A 16,296-nucleotide genomic window follows, 5' to 3' on the forward strand; every position below is an offset into this window, starting at 1 on the left:
ACGGCTACTACCCGCGCTACGGCTTTACATAGGCCCAGCCCTCTTCTTGGCGGTCCACCAGCTCGGCGATGCCGGCGGGGACTGTGTGCACAAAACCCGGCAGCGCCTGGGTGCTGATCCCGTTTGACCGCAGCGCGTTTTGGCAGGCGATGAATACCACCCCGCGCACGGCCAGCGATTGCATGCGGGCGATCTGGCTGCCGGGCGCGGTATAGGCCTGCACCGCCGGGCCGTTGGCCACGATCTCTACCTGGTAGTGGCAGCCGCCCGGGGGCGGGGCCGCCTGCAGCAGATTTTCGATATTGCCCAGAGCCAGCGGCCATTTTGGGAGTTCGTCTATGTGGATGAGTACCTTTGACAGAGCGATCGCCTTCTTTTCTTGTTATCATATGTCCAGTGTACTGCGGCTGAGGTGATCTGACAACTGCCGGCTGGTGGCCAAATTGTAAACATTTTGTGCCGGGTCTTGACCTGGAGCGGGCTCCAGGTGCTAGGCTTTGAGTGGATGAGCGATGGCTGCCAGGCGACACAGCATGTAAAAATTCGACAGGCTTTCATAGTAATAATGCGAATTGCCGCTAAAAAGGAGATAGAGTATACTGGTGAAAACGCGATCTCGGTGTGGAAATACGGGGGAAATGCAGATGAAAAGGCAGGAATTGAGCGGCGCCAGACAGGTGCTGCGGCAGGTGGAGACGGTCATTCAGGGCAAGCGGGAAGTGGTGCGCAAGGTGTTTTTGGCCATGCTGGCCGGCGGCCATATTTTAATAGAGGATGTGCCCGGTACCGGCAAGACGACGTTGGCGCTGGCCTTTTCGCGGGCGCTGTCGCTGGAGTTTGGCCGCATCCAGTTCACCCCGGATGTGCTGCCCTCAGATGTGACCGGCTTTACCATGTACCAGCAGCAGACCGGGAAGTTTGTCTTTAAGCGGGGCGCGGCTTTTTGCAATCTGCTACTGGCCGACGAGATCAACCGCGCCAGCCCCAAGACCCAGTCGGCGCTGCTGGAGGTGATGGAAGAGGGGCAGATCACCGTTGACGGGGTGAGCCACCCGCTGCCACAGCCCCACATCGTTATCGCCACCCAAAACCCGGCCGGCTCGGGGGGGACCCACCCGCTGCCCGAGAGCCAGATGGACCGGTTTTTGATGCGCATCTCCATCGGTTACCCGGATATGGACAGCGAGATCGAGATGCTGCGCCAGCGCCGCACTGCCGCGCCGCTGGAAGTGGTGGAACCGGTGCTCGATGCCGGCGGGCTGTTGGCGCTGCGCCAGGCGGTGACCCAGGTCGAGATCCACCCCAGCATTTACCGCTACACCGTAAAGCTGGCGGCAGCCACCCGCGATCACCCGGATATCGCCGTGGGGGTGAGCCCCCGCGGTACCTTGGCCCTGACCAGGGTGGCCCAGGCGGTGGCGATGGCCGCGGGGCGGAGCTTTGTGCTGCCCGACGACGTAGACCTGTGCTTTTTAGATGTGTGCGCCCACCGCGTGTCGCTGCAGCCGCGGTCGGCCGCCCAGGGCAAAACGGCAGAACAGGTGTTGCAGGGCGTGCTGCAGGAGGTACCCACCCCGGCGGTGGCCGCCGCCCAATGAGGGGGCAAAAGCCGGGCAGTGGATTGGGCGCGCGGCTGTTTTACGCACTGCTCTTGGTGGCGGCACTGGGCTTTTTTGCCCTGTACCGGTGGTACTTCTCGTTTTGGTGCCTGCTGGTGCTGTTGGCGCTGCCGCCGGTTTTGCTATTGGGCCAGTTTCTAAGTGCCCGGCAGCTGCAGCTGCGGCTGCCGGCCGAGCGGCAGCTGCTCACTGTGGGCGGCACCTATGCGCTGCCTGTTGTGGTGTCGTGCGGGCTTTTGGCGCCGGCCCAGTGCTTTTTGCAGCTGGCTTACGAGAGCGTACACACCGGTCACCGCCAGGTGTTTTGGGCGCGGCTGCCGGTACGGCGGGGCCGGCAGCAGATCGAGCTGCCGCTGGAAGCAGACCACGCCGGCCACTACCGGGTGTGGCTGCGGCGCTGCCGGGTGCGGGACGTGTTTGGCCTGACTGGCTGGCGGGTGGCCGTACAGGGCAGCTGCGACCTGTTGGTGCTGCCGCCGGACGACTTGGAGCCGCTGCCGCTCGACCTCGACATGCGGGGAGAAAACGGCGCGATAGACGGCGAGCGGGAGGGGGATGAGCTGCTCAACCCCCTGTATATCCGCGAGTACCGGCCGGGTGAGGACCTGCGCGCGGTACACTGGAAGTTGACGGCTGCCCGGCAACAGCTGCTGGTGCGCCAGCCAGGCGACCAGATACAGCGCCGGACTCTGCTGTGCCCACTGCTGCCGGCGAAGGCGCTGACTTTTGCCCAGCAGGACTGGCTGTGCGCGACTACCTACCGGTTGGCCCGGGCGCTGGCCCTCGAGAGCTGCCCGGCGGCGCTGGCTTTTGCCGACGCCAGCGGCAGCTGGCACTACCGCGAGCTGGAACTGGGGGCGGTGGATGTGGCGATCGCGGACTGGCTACAGCTGATGGTGCAACCCGAGTCGCTGCCGACGGCGCTGAGCCAGCTGCCAACTGCGCAGACGGGGGCCCTGCTGTTGCCGTCGCTGCTGCCGGCCGAGGAGGTGCGGGCGGGGCTGCCGCTGCGCCTGCGCCGGTGGAGCACGCTGTACCGCCCCGACGCCCAGTACGCGCAGGTGCTGCCCCAGCCGGTGGGCGAGCCACCGGCACCGGTGCGGCCGCCGCAGCAGTAGAGACGCAGAGTTGAAACACCACCGAGAGGAGGCCCGACCGTGGCTGCAAAGACCACCCCTTTACGGGGAAAAGAGCCCCCGTTTATCAGGCAGGGGGCGGCAGTGGTACCGCCGCCCAACCGGCGCTGGATCGACCTGCTGCCGGCTGGCCTGTTGGGGCTGGCGGTGGCGGTGCTGGTGGCATTTTGTGCCGGCAACATGTACGACCAGCCTGCCAATACCTGCCTGGGCGCGGCACTGCTGGGCGGGCTGCTGGGGCTGGCGGTATGCCTGCCCCGCGGGCGGCGTTGGCCGCGGGTACTGCTCTCGGTGTTGGGGTGGGGCGCGTATTTTTGGCTGCGCCGACAACAGCTGGCCCAAGGTGTGACCCAGCTCACCGGACTGGCCCTGCAAGAGGTCGGCGGCGCTGCTGTGGCGGCCCCAGGGGCGGTACAGAGCGGCGAGCAGGTAGTGGCGCTGAGCATGCTGTTTGGCCTGGTCGGCTTTTGGCTGACGCTGTACACCTGCTGGCGGCCATCGGTTTGGCCGGCGGTGCTATATACTGCAGCGGTGCTGGGGCCGGGGCTGTTTTTTAGCTATGGGGCCCCGTCGGCGGCGCTGGCACTGCTGTTTTGTGCGCTGGGGGGCCTGGTGGCGCTGTCCGCCAGTCGCCGGCGCGCCAAAAAGTCGGGTGTGGGGGCCGGTCGGGCGCCACTGCTCGGCCTGCGGGCGCTGGCGCTTTTGCTGCTGTGTACCGGGCTGGTGGCGGCGCTGGCGCCGGAGCGGGTATACCAGTCGCCCCGGGTGCTCTCTCTGCGCGACGGGGTGAAGGCCCGGCTAGAGTCGCTGCTGCTCGTAGAGGAAGAAGAGCGCGCGGGCAACCAAGCCGTGAGTCAGGGAAGGCTGGGGCGGCTGGACCAGCTCAAGGCCAGCGGCCGGGTAGATATGACGGTCCATTTGCCGGTGAGCAGGTACCCGCTGTATCTGCGCGCCTACACCGGCAGCGTGTACACCGGCGACAGCTGGGAGGCGCTGTCGTCCAGCCAGACCCGCGCCGCCCGCCGGCAGCTGGAGGAGGCATTTGGCAGCGACCACCCTCAGGACCTGCCGCAAAAGCTGGTGACACTGCGTTACCGGTTGGGCCAGCCGCTGCCGGGCAGCGCGCTGATGGGGGCCACGGTGACCAACCTGCGGGCCGACCCCGGCTACGCCTACCTGCCGTATTACACCCAGTTTCCCCAAAGAGACCCGGCGGGGAAAAAGGCCGAGTTTGACCTGGACAGCTCGCTCGTCATCCGACAAGAAAACTGGGATACCCCCTATACGCTGTACTACGCGACGGCGCCGGACATCTTGTCGCAGGAGCAGCCGGAGGCACCGCTGGTGGCCGTGCAGGGCCAAAATAGCGAGGTGGACCGGTTTTTAGAGCAGGAGCAGGCCTACCGCAGGTTTGTGTACCAGACCTATACCCAGCTGCCCAAAGAGGGCACCGAGCAGATACGCACAGACTTTACCCCCGCCTGGGCGCAGCAGTTTGAGACCCGGGACGAACTGGTCGAGGCGGTGTGCAGCTACCTGCGCATGAGCTACAGCTACACCCGTTCGCCCGGCCGCATGCCGGCCGGCAGCGATTTTGTCTCCTGGTTTTTGTACGAAAATCAGCGGGGCTACTGCGCCCATTTCGCCAGTGCAGCCGCGGTGATCTTTCGCGCCTGCGGGGTGCCGGCGCGCTATGTGAGCGGCTATGTGGTGCCCGCCAGCCGGCAGGAGACCGGCAGCGACCCCGACCACACCGAACAGGCCCAGGAGATCTTTGACTGCACCAGCGGGGAGATACAGAAGGTGCGCAGCACCCAGCAGCAGGTGCTGGACAGCAGTGCCCACGCCTGGTGCGAGATCTATGTAGACGGTTTTGGCTGGGTGCCGGTAGACGCCACGCCCGGCTACTCGACCTGGCGGCAGGGGGGATTTTCGCGCCTGCCGGAGGCGCTGGCCGGAGAGGCGCTGATCCAGCGGCTGCCGCAGGAAATGATCCCCGAAAAGCTGCAGTTGCAACCGCCGTCTGAAAATAACTCGGCGTCGTCGGACGATCGGCCAGACCAGCAGCAGAGCCAACCGGACGGCGCTACCGCTGCTGCCGGCAACAGCGGGCACAGCAGCTGGGTACTGCCGGGCTGGCTGCGCGCGGTGCTGACGGCGGTGGGCGGCCTGCTGGCACTGGCGGCGCTGTATGGCGCGTGCCGCTGGGCAGTGCTGTTTTGGCGGCTGGGGCCGACTTGCCGCGGGCCGGAAGCCGGGCGGGTGCGGGCGGTGTACGAACTGTTGCTGCCGGCCCTGACTGCGGCCGGGCTCTACAGCGGCCCCCACTTTGACTACCAGCAGTACGGCCGGCAGCTGGGCGAGGTCTTTGGCGAGATCGAGCCCGATGTGTGGGATGCGTTTTGGCAGGTGGTGTTGGCGGCGGGCTTTTCACAGGCGGCCGTGAGCCGGGCAGATCGCGTGCAGGTTATGGCCACTGCCGACCGGCTGTTGGGGCTGTGTTTGGCGCGGATGGGCCGCGCACGCCGGTTTTGGTACCGCTTTATGCAGTGCCGGCCGGCCAGATTGCGCCGCGACCACTGCCGGGCACGCGGGCGTTAGCGGCGGATGTTCGGCCCGCTCGCTGCTCTATAGCTGGCCCTGATCCGCCGCCTAAAAGATGCAGGAGCTGGCGGCGGCCGGCCTGGGCGGCGCGGTGTGTCTTTTTACATATATCCATTGGCCGCGACACAGCAGTTTTCCACCGTTGGCGGATGGATGGTGGAAAACTGGGCAGTCTGCCCGAAAATATCGGTGCGGCCAAAAAGAGCCGGTCCACGAGCGCTCGTGGACCGGCTCTTTTTATGAAATACTGCTCGGGGCCCAACAGCCCTCAAAGCTGGCAGTGGCGGTAACGGTATCGATGAGCAGCGAGCGGCCGTTATAAAAGCGGACCCGAGCCCGACAGCAGGCCCCTTCGCGGATCGTGCGGGCCATTTTTCCACCCTGAGGCGCCAGCAGCGGCTGACTGTCGCCGCCCAGGTGCTCGATGGCCAGCCACCACCGCCCCTGGCTAAGCAGCAGGCCATCGTCGCCTACATAGAGCGGCCGGCCCCCCAGATAGCTGGCCAGCCGGTACTCGTCCCCGCCGGTGCGGATGCTGGCGATACAGCCGGTAAACTGGCCGGGACCCAGCGGCACCGAGGCCACCGAGACCATGACGCTGGCCCCCGGCAACAGACACTGTGCCCAGACATAGCGCTGGGGAAAGGCGCCGCCGCGGTCGCCCTCGATATAGCCGACGCCGCGGTCAAAGCAGTAGCGCTGGCTGCCGATCTGCAGCCAGCCCTCTACCCGGTGAGCCAAACTGATGACCCGGTGGCGGCACTGCATGCCCGGCAGATGGGTAAAGGGACCCATGATGTCGTACCCCGGCGGGGTGAGCGGACCGTAGCGCAACCGGCCCAACACCGGCACCCCCGCGGCCCGACAGTAGATGTTGGCCCCGCCCGGTCCCAGGCGATTTTGCCCCAGGTGGATTTGACCGTGCTGCTCGTCGACCGCAAAAGCGGTGGCCGGGTAGGGAATAAAGGCGCTATAGCCGGGGGCGATGACCTGCAGCGAGGCCCAGTCGCGTCCGCCGTCGCGGTGAAAGGCGGGGATGAGCGCCACCACCGCTCCGCCTTTTTGCTGTTTAAAATACCAGCCCTCAAAGTAATTTGGCCGCCGACCCGGCCCGTAGAATAGTTGCATGGCGTGCTCCTCTCGGTGTACTGTGTACTGTGTACCGCCTTTTATCACAGAGTATGGGCCGCCGCGGGCTTCAATAAGCGCCGCCGACCGAGTGACTGTGCCACCAGTAAGAGGCAGTGGCGGCACGCGGGGCCTGACGGGGAAAAGATAAAGCGGGACGACGAGCCGACAGCGGCGCTTTTTTATGCCCTCGATGGGGCAAAATAGTGGTGACACAGCTGCACTGTGGCGCGGGAAAAAGTGCAAAAAGAGCAGTTTGCAGCTTGCAGGTCGGGCCTGCCCATCCTGCAGCGATAAAACAGCCCCAAAAGGGCTGTGAACAAAAAATAGCCCGCTATTTTGCAAGGCAGAAAAGTAAAATTTGCACAAATAAAATGAGTAAATTTTGTTGATTTTGCGGCATATTGTGCTATAATAGCCAATGGCAGAGACGGGTGGCCGACGGGCGGCCCAAACACGGTTTTGATGGAGACCGGGCGGTGGTCGTCCGGTACAGGGGGGCACAGACAGATGAATAAAAAGCTGCGGGACTTTTTGCTGCTGAACCTGGGTGTTTTGCTGGTTTCGGTAGGGGTGTACTTTTTCAAGTTCCCCAACCATTTTTCCACCGGCGGGGTGAGCGGCCTTTCGATCTTGCTGGCCAAGCTGCTGCCGGCGGTATCGCCGGGAACGCTGGTACTGGTATTCAACTGCCTGTTTCTGGTGCTGGGGTTCGTGCTTTTAAACCGCAGTTTTGGCCTGAAAACCGTGTATTGCAGCCTGCTGTTCTCGGGGCTGACCAAGGGGTTTGAGGTGCTGTTTCCGCTGGCGGCGCCGCTGACCGGCGAGCGCATGCTGGAGCTGGTGTTTGCTATGGCTCTGCCGGCGGTGGGCTCGGCCATTTTGTTTAACCTCGATGCCTCGACCGGCGGTACCGACATTTTGGCGATGATCCTCAAAAAATTTACCCGGCTGGATATCGGCAAGGCGCTGATGGCCAGCGACGCGCTGATCGCATGCAGCACGTTTTTCCTCTTTGACGTGCAGACCGGCCTGTTTTCGGTGCTGGGACTGCTGATGAAATCGCTGCTGGTGGACTCGGTCATCGAGAACATCAACTTGAAAAAACAGTTTCTCATCATCACTACCGCCCCCAGAGAGGTGTGTGGCTATATCAATAAAAACATGCACCGGGGCGCTACCGTGTGGCAGGCCCACGGCGCCTATACCGACGGCGAGCGCTGGGTGATCTTGGCGGCCATGAACCGCACCCAGGCCAATATGGTGCGCAAATTCGTCAAGACAGTCGACAGCCATGCGTTCGTGCTGATCTCCAACACCAGCGACATCATCGGCAAAGGTTTTCGCGGGATGTAGAAAACTGCTGTTACAGATAAAAAAGAAGCGAGACGGCCTGCGGGCTGTCTCGCTTCTTTCTATTTAGTCTGTCGGTAGTAGGGGGGCATCCCTTATTTTATATAGGGGTGGCTACATGTGCGGCGTACTGCTGTACCCAGCAGTGCCGGACCGTCCCTGCTGGTCTGCCCATTGCGATAAGGATAGCGGCAACATCAATAAACAGGCCAAGTGACGGCGTCCCAAGAGCAGCTTTGGCACTTTTTGCGCTGCCTGGTGGGGAGTAGAGACGGCCGGTATGTGTAGTAACTGGACCGACCTATTGCGCAAAAAAGAGGAAATGAGCGCCCCCCAGACCGTAAGAAATGCGGTGCCGCCAAAGGCGGCCGAGGGGCAATGCCCCGAAGAGCAGTTCTTACACTTTTTGCGCTGCCCGGTGGGGAGTAGAGACGGCCGGTATGTAATAACTGGACTGACCTATTTGTGCAAAAAAGAGGAAATGAGCGCCCCCAGACCGTAAGAAATGCGGTGCCGCCAAAGGCGGCCGAGGGGCAATACCCCGAAGAGCAGTTCTTACACTTTTTGCGCCGCTTGGTGGGGAGTAGAGACGACCGGTATGTAGCAGCTGGACTGACCTATTTGCGCAAAAAAGAGGAAATGAGCGCCCCCCAGACCGTAAGAAATGCGGTGCCGCCAAAGGCGGCCGAGGGGCAGTGCCCCGAAGAGCAATTCTCACACTTTTTGCACTACCCGGTGGGGAGTAGAGACGACCGGTATGTAGTAGCTGGACTGACCTATTGCGCAAAAAAGAGGAAATGAGCACCCCCAGACCGTAAGAAATGCGGTGCCGCCAAAAGCGGCCGAGGGGCAGTGCCCCGAAGAGCAGTTCTTACACTTTTTGCGCCGCCCGGTGGGGAGTAGAGACGACCGGTATGTAATAACTGGACTGACCTATTGCGCAAAAAAGAGGAAATGAGCGCCCCCCAGACCGTAAGAAATGCGGTGCCGCCAAAAGCGGCCGAGGGGCAGTGCCCCGAGAGCAGTTCTTACACTTTTTGCGCCGCTTGGTGGGGTGTATGGATCTGTGTGCGCTGAGATGGGGAGGACCTATTGCGCAAAAAGCTCTATTTGCAGAAATTGTCCATCCACAGCTCCTGCAGCGGGGGGATATCGTCTTTCATGCCGGGTGCCAACATGCTCCACAGCACACCGCCGGTGGGCTTGGGGAACTCGTTGCGGGTGCGGATGACCTGGGTGGGGGTGACGATGTAGTCGATAGCGGTGTCGTAGGGGCGCACATCCACCTCTACATCCACTACCTGGCAGTCGTGGCCCACAGCAACTACCGGGGTATTTACGTCGACGACGCCTTTGGTATAGAACATGGCCCACTCCAGATCAAAGTAGCCGTGGCCCTTACCAAAGCGGATGCCGCTGGGGGTGATGGCCGAGGCACCGGTGACCAGCAGGTCGATATGGCCGATCTCCTCGGCGATCTGCTTGAGCGACCGGTACTGCCAGAAGCGCTGGATGCCGTCGAGGGTGGAGGCCAGTTCTTCTTTGCCCTCGGGCACCCATTCGGGCCGCAGCAGAAACACGCCGCGGCGGATGCCGTAGGTGGTGATGAGCATGATCTTTTTGTCGCGGATGACCTGTTCGCGCAGCACTTCCAGATTGTTGTCGGGGGTGATGAACACGACTTCGGCGTTTTTGTAGATATCCTCTTTACAGAGGTTCTCGGCGCATTTATCGCTGCCCTCGTAATCGGTGATGAACTCGGCAAAATCCCAGCTGAAGCGGGAGTCGGGGCGGGCCACCTTGCGCAGTTGTTCCCAGATCATTACCCGGGCGGTCTTGGCATCCATTTTCGACATGTTCTCTGTCTCCTTTTTTAAACTTTTCCGGCGCATGAGCTGCCGGAGCGCAAAATAAGGGCGCTCTAACCAGATCAGTCGAGCACCCCGCTTTAGACCAAAGCAAATAGTGGCGGCAGCCCCACAACCTGGGACCGCCCCCGCAAAGGTGCCCATAGCGCAGGTGATTTGCGGTCACCGCGTAGAGACTTCTGCGCCCTATTCGCAGACTTATATGGGCCATATGAATCTTACACGCCCATCATAGCACAGCCCGCCGCAGCCGCACAATGGGACAGTATACTAAAAAAGCGACGCGGTACGACAAAAAATATGGCGCAGTTGTAAAAGTGGCCGCACAGTAAAAACCGCCGCCGGCCCGGTGGGGGCCAGCGGCGGCAAAGGCGCGGCAGTGAGGGCTCAGCTGTCGAGCCCGATGAACTGCGACTGCCACAGCCGGGCGTACAGACCGCCGGCGGCCACCAGCTGGCGGTGACTGCCGGTCTCGGCGATGCCCTGCGGGGTGAGCACCACGATGCTGTCGGCGTTTTTGATGGTGGAGAGCCGGTGGGCCACCACCAGCGTGGTGCGGCCGTGGGAGAGATCGTTTAGGGCCTCCTGGATCAGGCGCTCGGTCTCGTTATCCAAAGCCGAGGTAGCCTCGTCCAGAATGAGGATCGGCGGATCTTTTAAGAATACCCGGGCGATGGATATGCGCTGTTTTTGCCCGCCCGAGAGGCGCGCGCCCCGCTCGCCGATATAGGTGTCGTAGCCGTCGTCCAGCCCCATGATAAAGTCGTGGATGTTGGCCCGGCGGGCCGCCTGGTAGATCTCCTCGTCGGTGGCGTCGGGTTTGGCATAGGCGATGTTGTCGCGGATGGTGCCGGTGAAGAGAAATACATCCTGCTGCACGATGCCGATATTTTGCCGCAACGAGTGCAGCGTGTAGCTGCGGATATCCTGACAGTCTATCTCGATGGTGCCTTCGGTGGGGTCGTAAAAGCGGGGCAGCAGGTGGCACAGAGTCGTTTTGCCACCGCCGGAGGGGCCCACCAGCGCCACCGTCTGGCCGGCGCCGATGTGCAGATCAAGGCCCGAGAGCACCTCGGTATCGTCGTCGTAGGTAAAGCCCACACCGCGAAAGTCGATCTGGCCCTGGGCGCTCTGCAGCGGCTTGGCGCCGGGGCTATCCTGCTCGATGGGCTCCTCCATGATCTCGACAAAGCGCTTAAAGCCGGTCGCCCCCTGCTGGAACTGCTCTACAAACGAGATCAGCCGCTTGATGGGGTTTAAAAACATCGAGACGTACAGCAGATAAGCCACAAAGTCGCCGGTGGTTATTTTGCCGGCAAAGAGGAAGCAGGCGGCGGCGATGAGCACTACCACGTTGAGCACGTCGGTGAAAAAGCCGGTGCTGGCTGAAAATTGGCCCATCACGCGAAATGCCTCTGAACGGGCGGTGACGAACTCGCGGTTGCGGCGCTCAAATTTGCGCCTTTCGTTCTTTTCGCCGGTAAAGGCCTTGGCTACCCGAATGCCGGAGATGCTGTTTTCCAGCTCGGCGTTTACCTCGCCGGTCTTGATGCGGGTCTCGCGGAAGGCGGCGTTCATCCGCCGCCGCAGCTTGGCCACGATGTACACCGCCACCGGCAGCAGGGCAAAGGCGATAACGGTGAGCGGCACGTTGATGGTGCAGAGGATGGCAAACGAGCCGATGAGCATGATCAGCGAGATGAACAGGTCTTCCGGCCCGTGGTGGGCGAGCTCGGTGACGTCCATCAGGTCGTTGACGATGCGCGACATGACCACGCCGGTCTTGTTCTGATCGAAGTAGGAAAAAGGCAGCTTTTGCAGGTGGTCAAACACCTCGCGGCGCATATCGGCCTGCATGCGCACGCCCATCACGTGGCCGTAGTACTGGATGATGTAGTTGAGCAGCGCCTTGAGTATGTACAGGCCAAGCAGCACCAGCACCCACACGATCATCAGCCGCAGCTGGCGATTTGGCACGTAGTCCTGAATGATGTTGCGGGTGATCATGGGGTAAAACAGGTCGCACACCGCCACGATCAGGGCGCAAAACATATCAAAATAAAAAAGTTTGCGGTGGGGTTTGTAATAGCCGATAAATCTCTTGATCATTCATCCATCCTCCGGGTCTGCACGATTCGTCAAAATACAGCACACATATGACCACCATTATAGGCGCTCTGGCAGTAAAAAGCAACGCCTGCGACCGGCAGAGGAAAAAGAACATGCGCCCCACTTGCCGGCACTGATGGCAAACGGAGCGCATGCTCTTTGGAAGTATATGAAAAAGTGTGGCGATGAAAAGAGATACTCTTTATCGCTGTCTATATACTAAAGGGGCTGTGTGAAAGCTGGGTGAAGAAACCGTGAAAAATCCGTGTTTTTTTGTCGGCGCCGGCCCACGGGGCGTATTGGCGGGGCCGCTGGCCGGTTTTACCGCCACCGACATAAAAGGGCCCCGTCTGCCACACAGTGGCAGACGGGGCACGGGGGTGCTGTTTTTAGCTGGCGATGGATGTGCCGGGCGGGTAGAGGGTGGCCCCAGACACGCCCATCGAGCGGTCGAGCGCGCGCTCAAAACCGGTGTGCTTTTTGACCGGGCGCAAAAGCAGCACCAGTTCGGTGCGGCCACCATAGACGACCCGGCTCTCGACGCGGTGCCAGCGGCTAAAGCGCCGCACCAGATCCAGTACGGCACACTCGGCGTCGGGGGTGTCGAGCTCCAGCACCAGCGTGTGGGGGGCACGGGGATAAGGGAACATACGGGTAAGAGTCATGGTGAAAGCCTCCTTTAAAAAGTGTGCTGCCGCAGCTTTGGTGTTTGACTTGACTACAGATTATAGCGTACTGCCGGCAGGTGACAGTTTTTTGAACGGCGAGAGAAGACTTTGTGAGCGCGCTGTTTTTTATAGGTAGTGGGCTGTACAGCGCCGCCGCCACCTGCTATACTGGTAAAAACTGCGGCGGGGCTGCCTGCTGCCGCCGCACAGCGTGCCGGCACAGTACCGGCGGGCAGGAGGAGAGGCCAATGAAAGAACACAGTGGACGGATACTTTTGAGTGTGGCGACACTGCTTTTTAGCGTGCTGTCGGCGGCGCTGGGCTTTGGGCTGCTAGGCAGCATGACCGGCAGTCGCTGGTTTGAGATACTGTGCGGCTTTTGCTTTATTGCCGCCCCACTGCTGGTCATCCAGCTGGTGCTGGAGCTGTTTAAAAAAGAGCGGTGAGAGCCCCGCGTTTTAAAGAGGAGGAGAGGATATGACCCATCTGGGCACCGTGACGATCTATACCGACCGGCTCTGTCTGCGCCGGTTTACCGCTGCCGACAGTGGCGCCATGTATAAAAATTGGGCCAGCGACGAGCGGGTAACCCGCTTTCTGACCTGGCCAGCCCATGCCAGCAGCCAGGTGACAGCGCAGGTAGTGGCCGGGTGGCTGCCCAGTTATGACCGGGCGGATTTTTACCAGTGGGCCATTTGTCTGCGGGATGGCGGCGAGCCCATCGGCAGCATTTCGGCGGTAGACCAGCAGCCGGTGGTGTGCGGGGTGGAGATCGGCTACTGCCTGGGACACCGCTGGTGGGGTCAGGGGCTGATGACCGAGGCGCTGGCGGCGATCATCGACTTCTTTTTTACCCGGGTGGGCTTTTTGCGCATTGCCGCCGGCCACGACCTGCAAAACCCGGCCTCGGGGCGGGTGATGGTAAAGTGCGGCATGCAGCGTGAGGGAACGCTGCGGCAGGCGGGGCGCAACAACACCGGTATCGTAGATATGGCGGTATACAGCATATTGGCAGCAGAGCACCAAAAACACAACGGCCAAAGCGGCGCCGATACGGCAGAGTAAGCTGTCGCTGTGGCCGCCTGGGCAGAAATAGAATGAGAGATAGACAGCGCGCCCAGCAGATGCTGGGCGCGCTGTCTATCTTATAGAAGGAGGACGACAAAGACACCGACCGGCGCCTACAGCCGCTTAAGTGAAAACCAGAAGCAGCTGCCCAGCCCGGGCTCGCTCTTGACCCCGTACGGGGTGTGGTGCAGTTCAAGACAGCCCTTGACGATAGAGAGCCCCAGGCCGGTACCGGCGGTGGGCCGCTTGTGGGCGCTCTCCCCTTTGTAGTAGCGCTCCCAGATGTGGGGCAGCATCTGCGGCTCTATTCCCTCACCGGTGTCGAGCACCTCGATGGTGACCATGTCCCCCTGCACCCGCTGGCGCACCAGCACCTGCTTGTCCGCGCCGGTGTAGGTGACGGCGTTGCCCACCAGGTTATACACCACCTGGTAGATCTTGTTCTCGTCGGCCTCTACCCACTGGCCCTCATCGCTGCCGCCCCGATCAAACTGCAGCTGATAGCCCTGCTCTTTGAGCATGGCTCCGTAGCGGGTGACCACGTTTTGCACCAGCTGGGTGAGATCGAAAGGCGAGGTGCTCAGCGTCTGCACCCCGGCCTGCAGCTGTGAGAGGTCCAGCGTGTCGGTGACCAGACTGCTCAGGCGGCGGGCCTCGTCGATGATGACCTGCAGGTTCTCCGGCGTGTTCTCGCCGGGCAGGTCGCGCATCACCTCGCCGTAACCGGTGATCAGGGTCAGCGGGGTGCGCAGATCGTGGGAGATGTTGGCGATGAGCTCCCGCCGCAGCCGCTCGATCTTCTGCAGCTCGCTGGCGGTGTGCTCCAGCGTTTGGCTGAGCTCGGCGATCTCGCGGTAGCCGGTCTGGTAAAACGAGGCCGAGTAGTCGGCGGCGGCCAGCTTTTTGGCCGCACTGTTGAGCAAGACGATGGGGGAAGTGATCTTTTTCGAGAGCAGCCAGGCCAGCAGGATCGAGAGCGCCACCAGCACCAAGCTGATGTACACCAGTTCGGTCTGGATGGCCTCACGAGTGCTGCTGACCGGGGTGATGACCGCGCTGGCCAGCAGCATATAGCTTTTATTCTGCTGTTGTACGGTGCCGCCCCACAGCATGGTCTGTACCCCGCCTTTGCCCGAGAGGCTGTCTTGCTGGGTGGGGCCGACGACGCGCTCCTGCAGCTGGGGCAGACCGCCGTCTTCGCCCAGCTGCTCCTCCAGCCTGGGGGTGAGGTCCTGTACCGGCTGGTGCTCTTTTTGCCAGCTCTTGCCCGCCGCCGACCACATGGCCCACTCGTCGGTGAGGTCTACCAGCGGGTCCTCTGCCGAGAGCACTTTATGCCGCAGTGCCTGGGCACTTTGGGCACTGAGCTTGCCCAGGCTGTTTTGGGGCCCGGTGCCGGCGCAGCTGATGAGCACCCCGTCGGCGTTATACAGCGCAAAGCTCACCCCTTCCTGGGCGGCGATCTTCTCGAGCGTGTCGTCGATGTCGCTGCTGTCCTGTATCTGGCTGATGGCGCTGAGCGCGCCCGCGCGCAGGTGTTTTTCTTTGATAGAGCGGTAAAAGCTCTCTAAAAACACCACCTGAAACAGCCACAGCAGCGCTAGCGATACCACCACGAACCCCAAAAGATACAGCGACAGCTTGGCCCGAATACTGATCTGGCGCCTGGGTCTACTGGTCTTCAAAGCGATACCCCACTCCCCGCAGTGTAGTGATGAGCCCGGCGTGCTCCCGCAGCCGCTTGCGCAGCAGCTTGATATGGGTGTCCAGCGTGCGCTCGTCGCCGTAGAAGTCGTACCCCCACACGGCGGTGATGAGCTTTTCGCGGGTCAGGGCGATACCGCGGTTGCGCACCATGTAAAACAGCAGGTCGTACTCCTTGGGGGACATGTCCACCACCTCGCCGTCCACCTTGACCATGCGGGCGGTGAAGTCGACTACCAGGCCGGTGGTGGTGTAGATCTCTTTGCCGTCCTCCATGCCGGGCACAGCGCCGGCGGCCCGCTTGATGATGGCCGCCACCCGCATCATCAGCTCTTTGGGCGAAAACGGCTTGGTGACGTAGTCGTCCACCCCCAGCTCAAAACCGTGGATGCGGTCGAACTCCTCGCCCCTGGCCGAGAGCATGAGCACCGGAGTGGCGCAGAATTTGCGCAGCTCGCGGCAGGTGGAGAACCCGTCGAGCTGGGGCATCATGATGTCTAAGATGATGAGATCGAAGTGCTGGTCGCGGCAGAGCTCGATTGCTTCCAGCCCGTCGCCGGCCTCGGCCACCTCGTACCCCTCGAAGACCGCGTATTTGGCGATCAGCTGGCGGATCTTGGCCTCGTCGTCTACGATCAACAGCCGCATGAAAAATGCGCCTCCTCACACTGCCCGCCGCCGACAACGTGGCCGGCGGCAGCGCTTTTTTTGCTTATTGTACCACAGCATACAGTGCCTTTGTGAACAGTGGATGAAAAACAGCCGCTCGCGCCCGTATTTTGCCCGCGGCAAAGCCCCCCGCGGGGAGCCGTGGCCGACCCGAGACCACAGAACTGCCGCATGCCCGTCACCGCGCCCAAAATTTTCTTTTTCCCCGCTGTGTTGACATTTGTCGCAGATGGGCATATACTAGCTACCAGAAAGTAGTGACGCGCAGCGGCACTTCAAATTTGGCCCGGTAAGGCCAACTTCGAGGAACTCCGAAGAGAAACACGACCAACACCTTGTTGGTCGTCTTTTTTTGTGAGGGGTCCGCTGC

The 16,296-nt window shown here is 61.9% G+C and carries 13 protein-coding genes and 1 riboswitch; of the genes, 6 read left to right on the plus strand and 7 right to left on the minus strand.

The features are described from left to right. Positions 1-16: 16 nt before the first annotated feature. On the minus strand, positions 17-367 hold the full coding sequence (locus H8K20_RS11135) for a DsrE family protein (RefSeq protein ID WP_341480848.1): 351 nt from the start codon (positions 365-367) through the stop codon (positions 17-19). A 277-nt stretch (positions 368-644) separates the two neighbouring features. Here H8K20_RS11135 and H8K20_RS11140 point away from each other — a divergent pair, with 277 nt between their 5' ends. The 3 genes from H8K20_RS11140 to H8K20_RS11150 are packed head-to-tail and all read left to right on the plus strand — an operon-like array spanning position 645 to position 5,356. Next, positions 645-1,598 carry an AAA family ATPase gene (locus H8K20_RS11140; RefSeq protein WP_186488451.1) on the plus strand — a complete coding sequence of 318 codons (954 nt, stop codon included), beginning with the start codon at positions 645-647 and terminating at the stop codon, positions 1,596-1,598. Beyond that, positions 1,595-2,737 (plus strand): DUF58 domain-containing protein, encoded by a 1,143-nt coding sequence (locus H8K20_RS11145; protein ID WP_186488452.1) that lies wholly within the window; start codon positions 1,595-1,597, stop codon positions 2,735-2,737. Before H8K20_RS11140 ends, H8K20_RS11145 begins: the two co-directional genes overlap by 4 nt. Positions 2,738-2,776: 39 nt before the next feature. Continuing rightward, on the plus strand, positions 2,777-5,356 hold the full coding sequence (locus H8K20_RS11150; protein WP_186488453.1) for a transglutaminase domain-containing protein: 2,580 nt from the start codon (positions 2,777-2,779) through the stop codon (positions 5,354-5,356). Positions 5,357-5,596: 240 nt separating this feature from the next. On the opposite strand, the gene H8K20_RS11155 is transcribed toward H8K20_RS11150, so the two are convergent. Next, positions 5,597-6,487, minus strand: coding sequence for a tocopherol cyclase family protein (locus tag H8K20_RS11155; protein WP_186488454.1), 891 nt, complete (start codon positions 6,485-6,487; stop codon positions 5,597-5,599). 510 nt (positions 6,488-6,997) lie between these two features. On the opposite strand from H8K20_RS11155, the gene H8K20_RS11160 reads away from it, so the two are divergent. Then, complete coding sequence (locus tag H8K20_RS11160) at positions 6,998-7,843, plus strand: YitT family protein (protein WP_186488455.1); 846 nt, start codon at positions 6,998-7,000, stop codon at positions 7,841-7,843. Between the two features lie 1,103 nt (positions 7,844-8,946). Here H8K20_RS11160 and H8K20_RS11165 read toward each other — a convergent pair. The 3 genes from H8K20_RS11165 to H8K20_RS11175 all read right to left on the minus strand — a co-directional run bounded on the left by H8K20_RS11165 (position 8,947) and on the right by H8K20_RS11175 (position 12,482). After that, the gene (locus tag H8K20_RS11165) at positions 8,947-9,696 is read right to left on the minus strand and encodes a 5-formyltetrahydrofolate cyclo-ligase (RefSeq protein WP_105205341.1); all 750 of its coding nucleotides are present in this window, start codon (positions 9,694-9,696) and stop codon (positions 8,947-8,949) included. Positions 9,697-9,831: 135 nt separating this feature from the next. Next, positions 9,832-9,934, minus strand: a riboswitch (purine riboswitch). Positions 9,935-10,095: 161 nt separating this feature from the next. Then, the gene (locus tag H8K20_RS11170) at positions 10,096-11,817 is read right to left on the minus strand and encodes an ABC transporter ATP-binding protein (protein WP_186488456.1); all 1,722 of its coding nucleotides are present in this window, start codon (positions 11,815-11,817) and stop codon (positions 10,096-10,098) included. A 389-nt stretch (positions 11,818-12,206) separates the two neighbouring features. Further along, positions 12,207-12,482: a hypothetical protein gene (locus H8K20_RS11175; protein ID WP_186488457.1), complete on the minus strand. Its 276-nt coding sequence runs from the start codon at positions 12,480-12,482 to the stop codon at positions 12,207-12,209. Positions 12,483-12,733: 251 nt separating this feature from the next. Here H8K20_RS11175 and H8K20_RS11180 point away from each other — a divergent pair, with 251 nt between their 5' ends. Beyond that, on the plus strand, positions 12,734-12,931 hold the full coding sequence (locus H8K20_RS11180) for a hypothetical protein (RefSeq protein WP_186488458.1): 198 nt from the start codon (positions 12,734-12,736) through the stop codon (positions 12,929-12,931). A 31-nt stretch (positions 12,932-12,962) separates the two neighbouring features. Further along, positions 12,963-13,550, plus strand: a complete 588-nt coding sequence (locus tag H8K20_RS11185) for a GNAT family N-acetyltransferase (RefSeq protein WP_186488459.1) — start codon at positions 12,963-12,965, stop codon at positions 13,548-13,550. A 116-nt stretch (positions 13,551-13,666) separates the two neighbouring features. Here the strand turns inward: H8K20_RS11185 and H8K20_RS11190 are convergent, their stop codons facing one another. Then, the gene (locus H8K20_RS11190) at positions 13,667-15,238 is read right to left on the minus strand and encodes a HAMP domain-containing sensor histidine kinase (RefSeq protein WP_186488460.1); all 1,572 of its coding nucleotides are present in this window, start codon (positions 15,236-15,238) and stop codon (positions 13,667-13,669) included. Further along, positions 15,225-15,905 carry a response regulator transcription factor gene (locus tag H8K20_RS11195; RefSeq protein WP_105205335.1) on the minus strand — a complete coding sequence of 227 codons (681 nt, stop codon included), beginning with the start codon at positions 15,903-15,905 and terminating at the stop codon, positions 15,225-15,227. Before H8K20_RS11195 ends, H8K20_RS11190 begins: the two co-directional genes overlap by 14 nt. Positions 15,906-16,296 lie beyond the last annotated feature (391 nt).

It is taken from the genome of Neobittarella massiliensis (ex Bilen et al. 2018), from assembly GCF_014269355.1.
GTDB classification, from domain to species: domain Bacteria; phylum Bacillota; class Clostridia; order Oscillospirales; family Ruminococcaceae; genus Neobittarella; species Neobittarella massiliensis.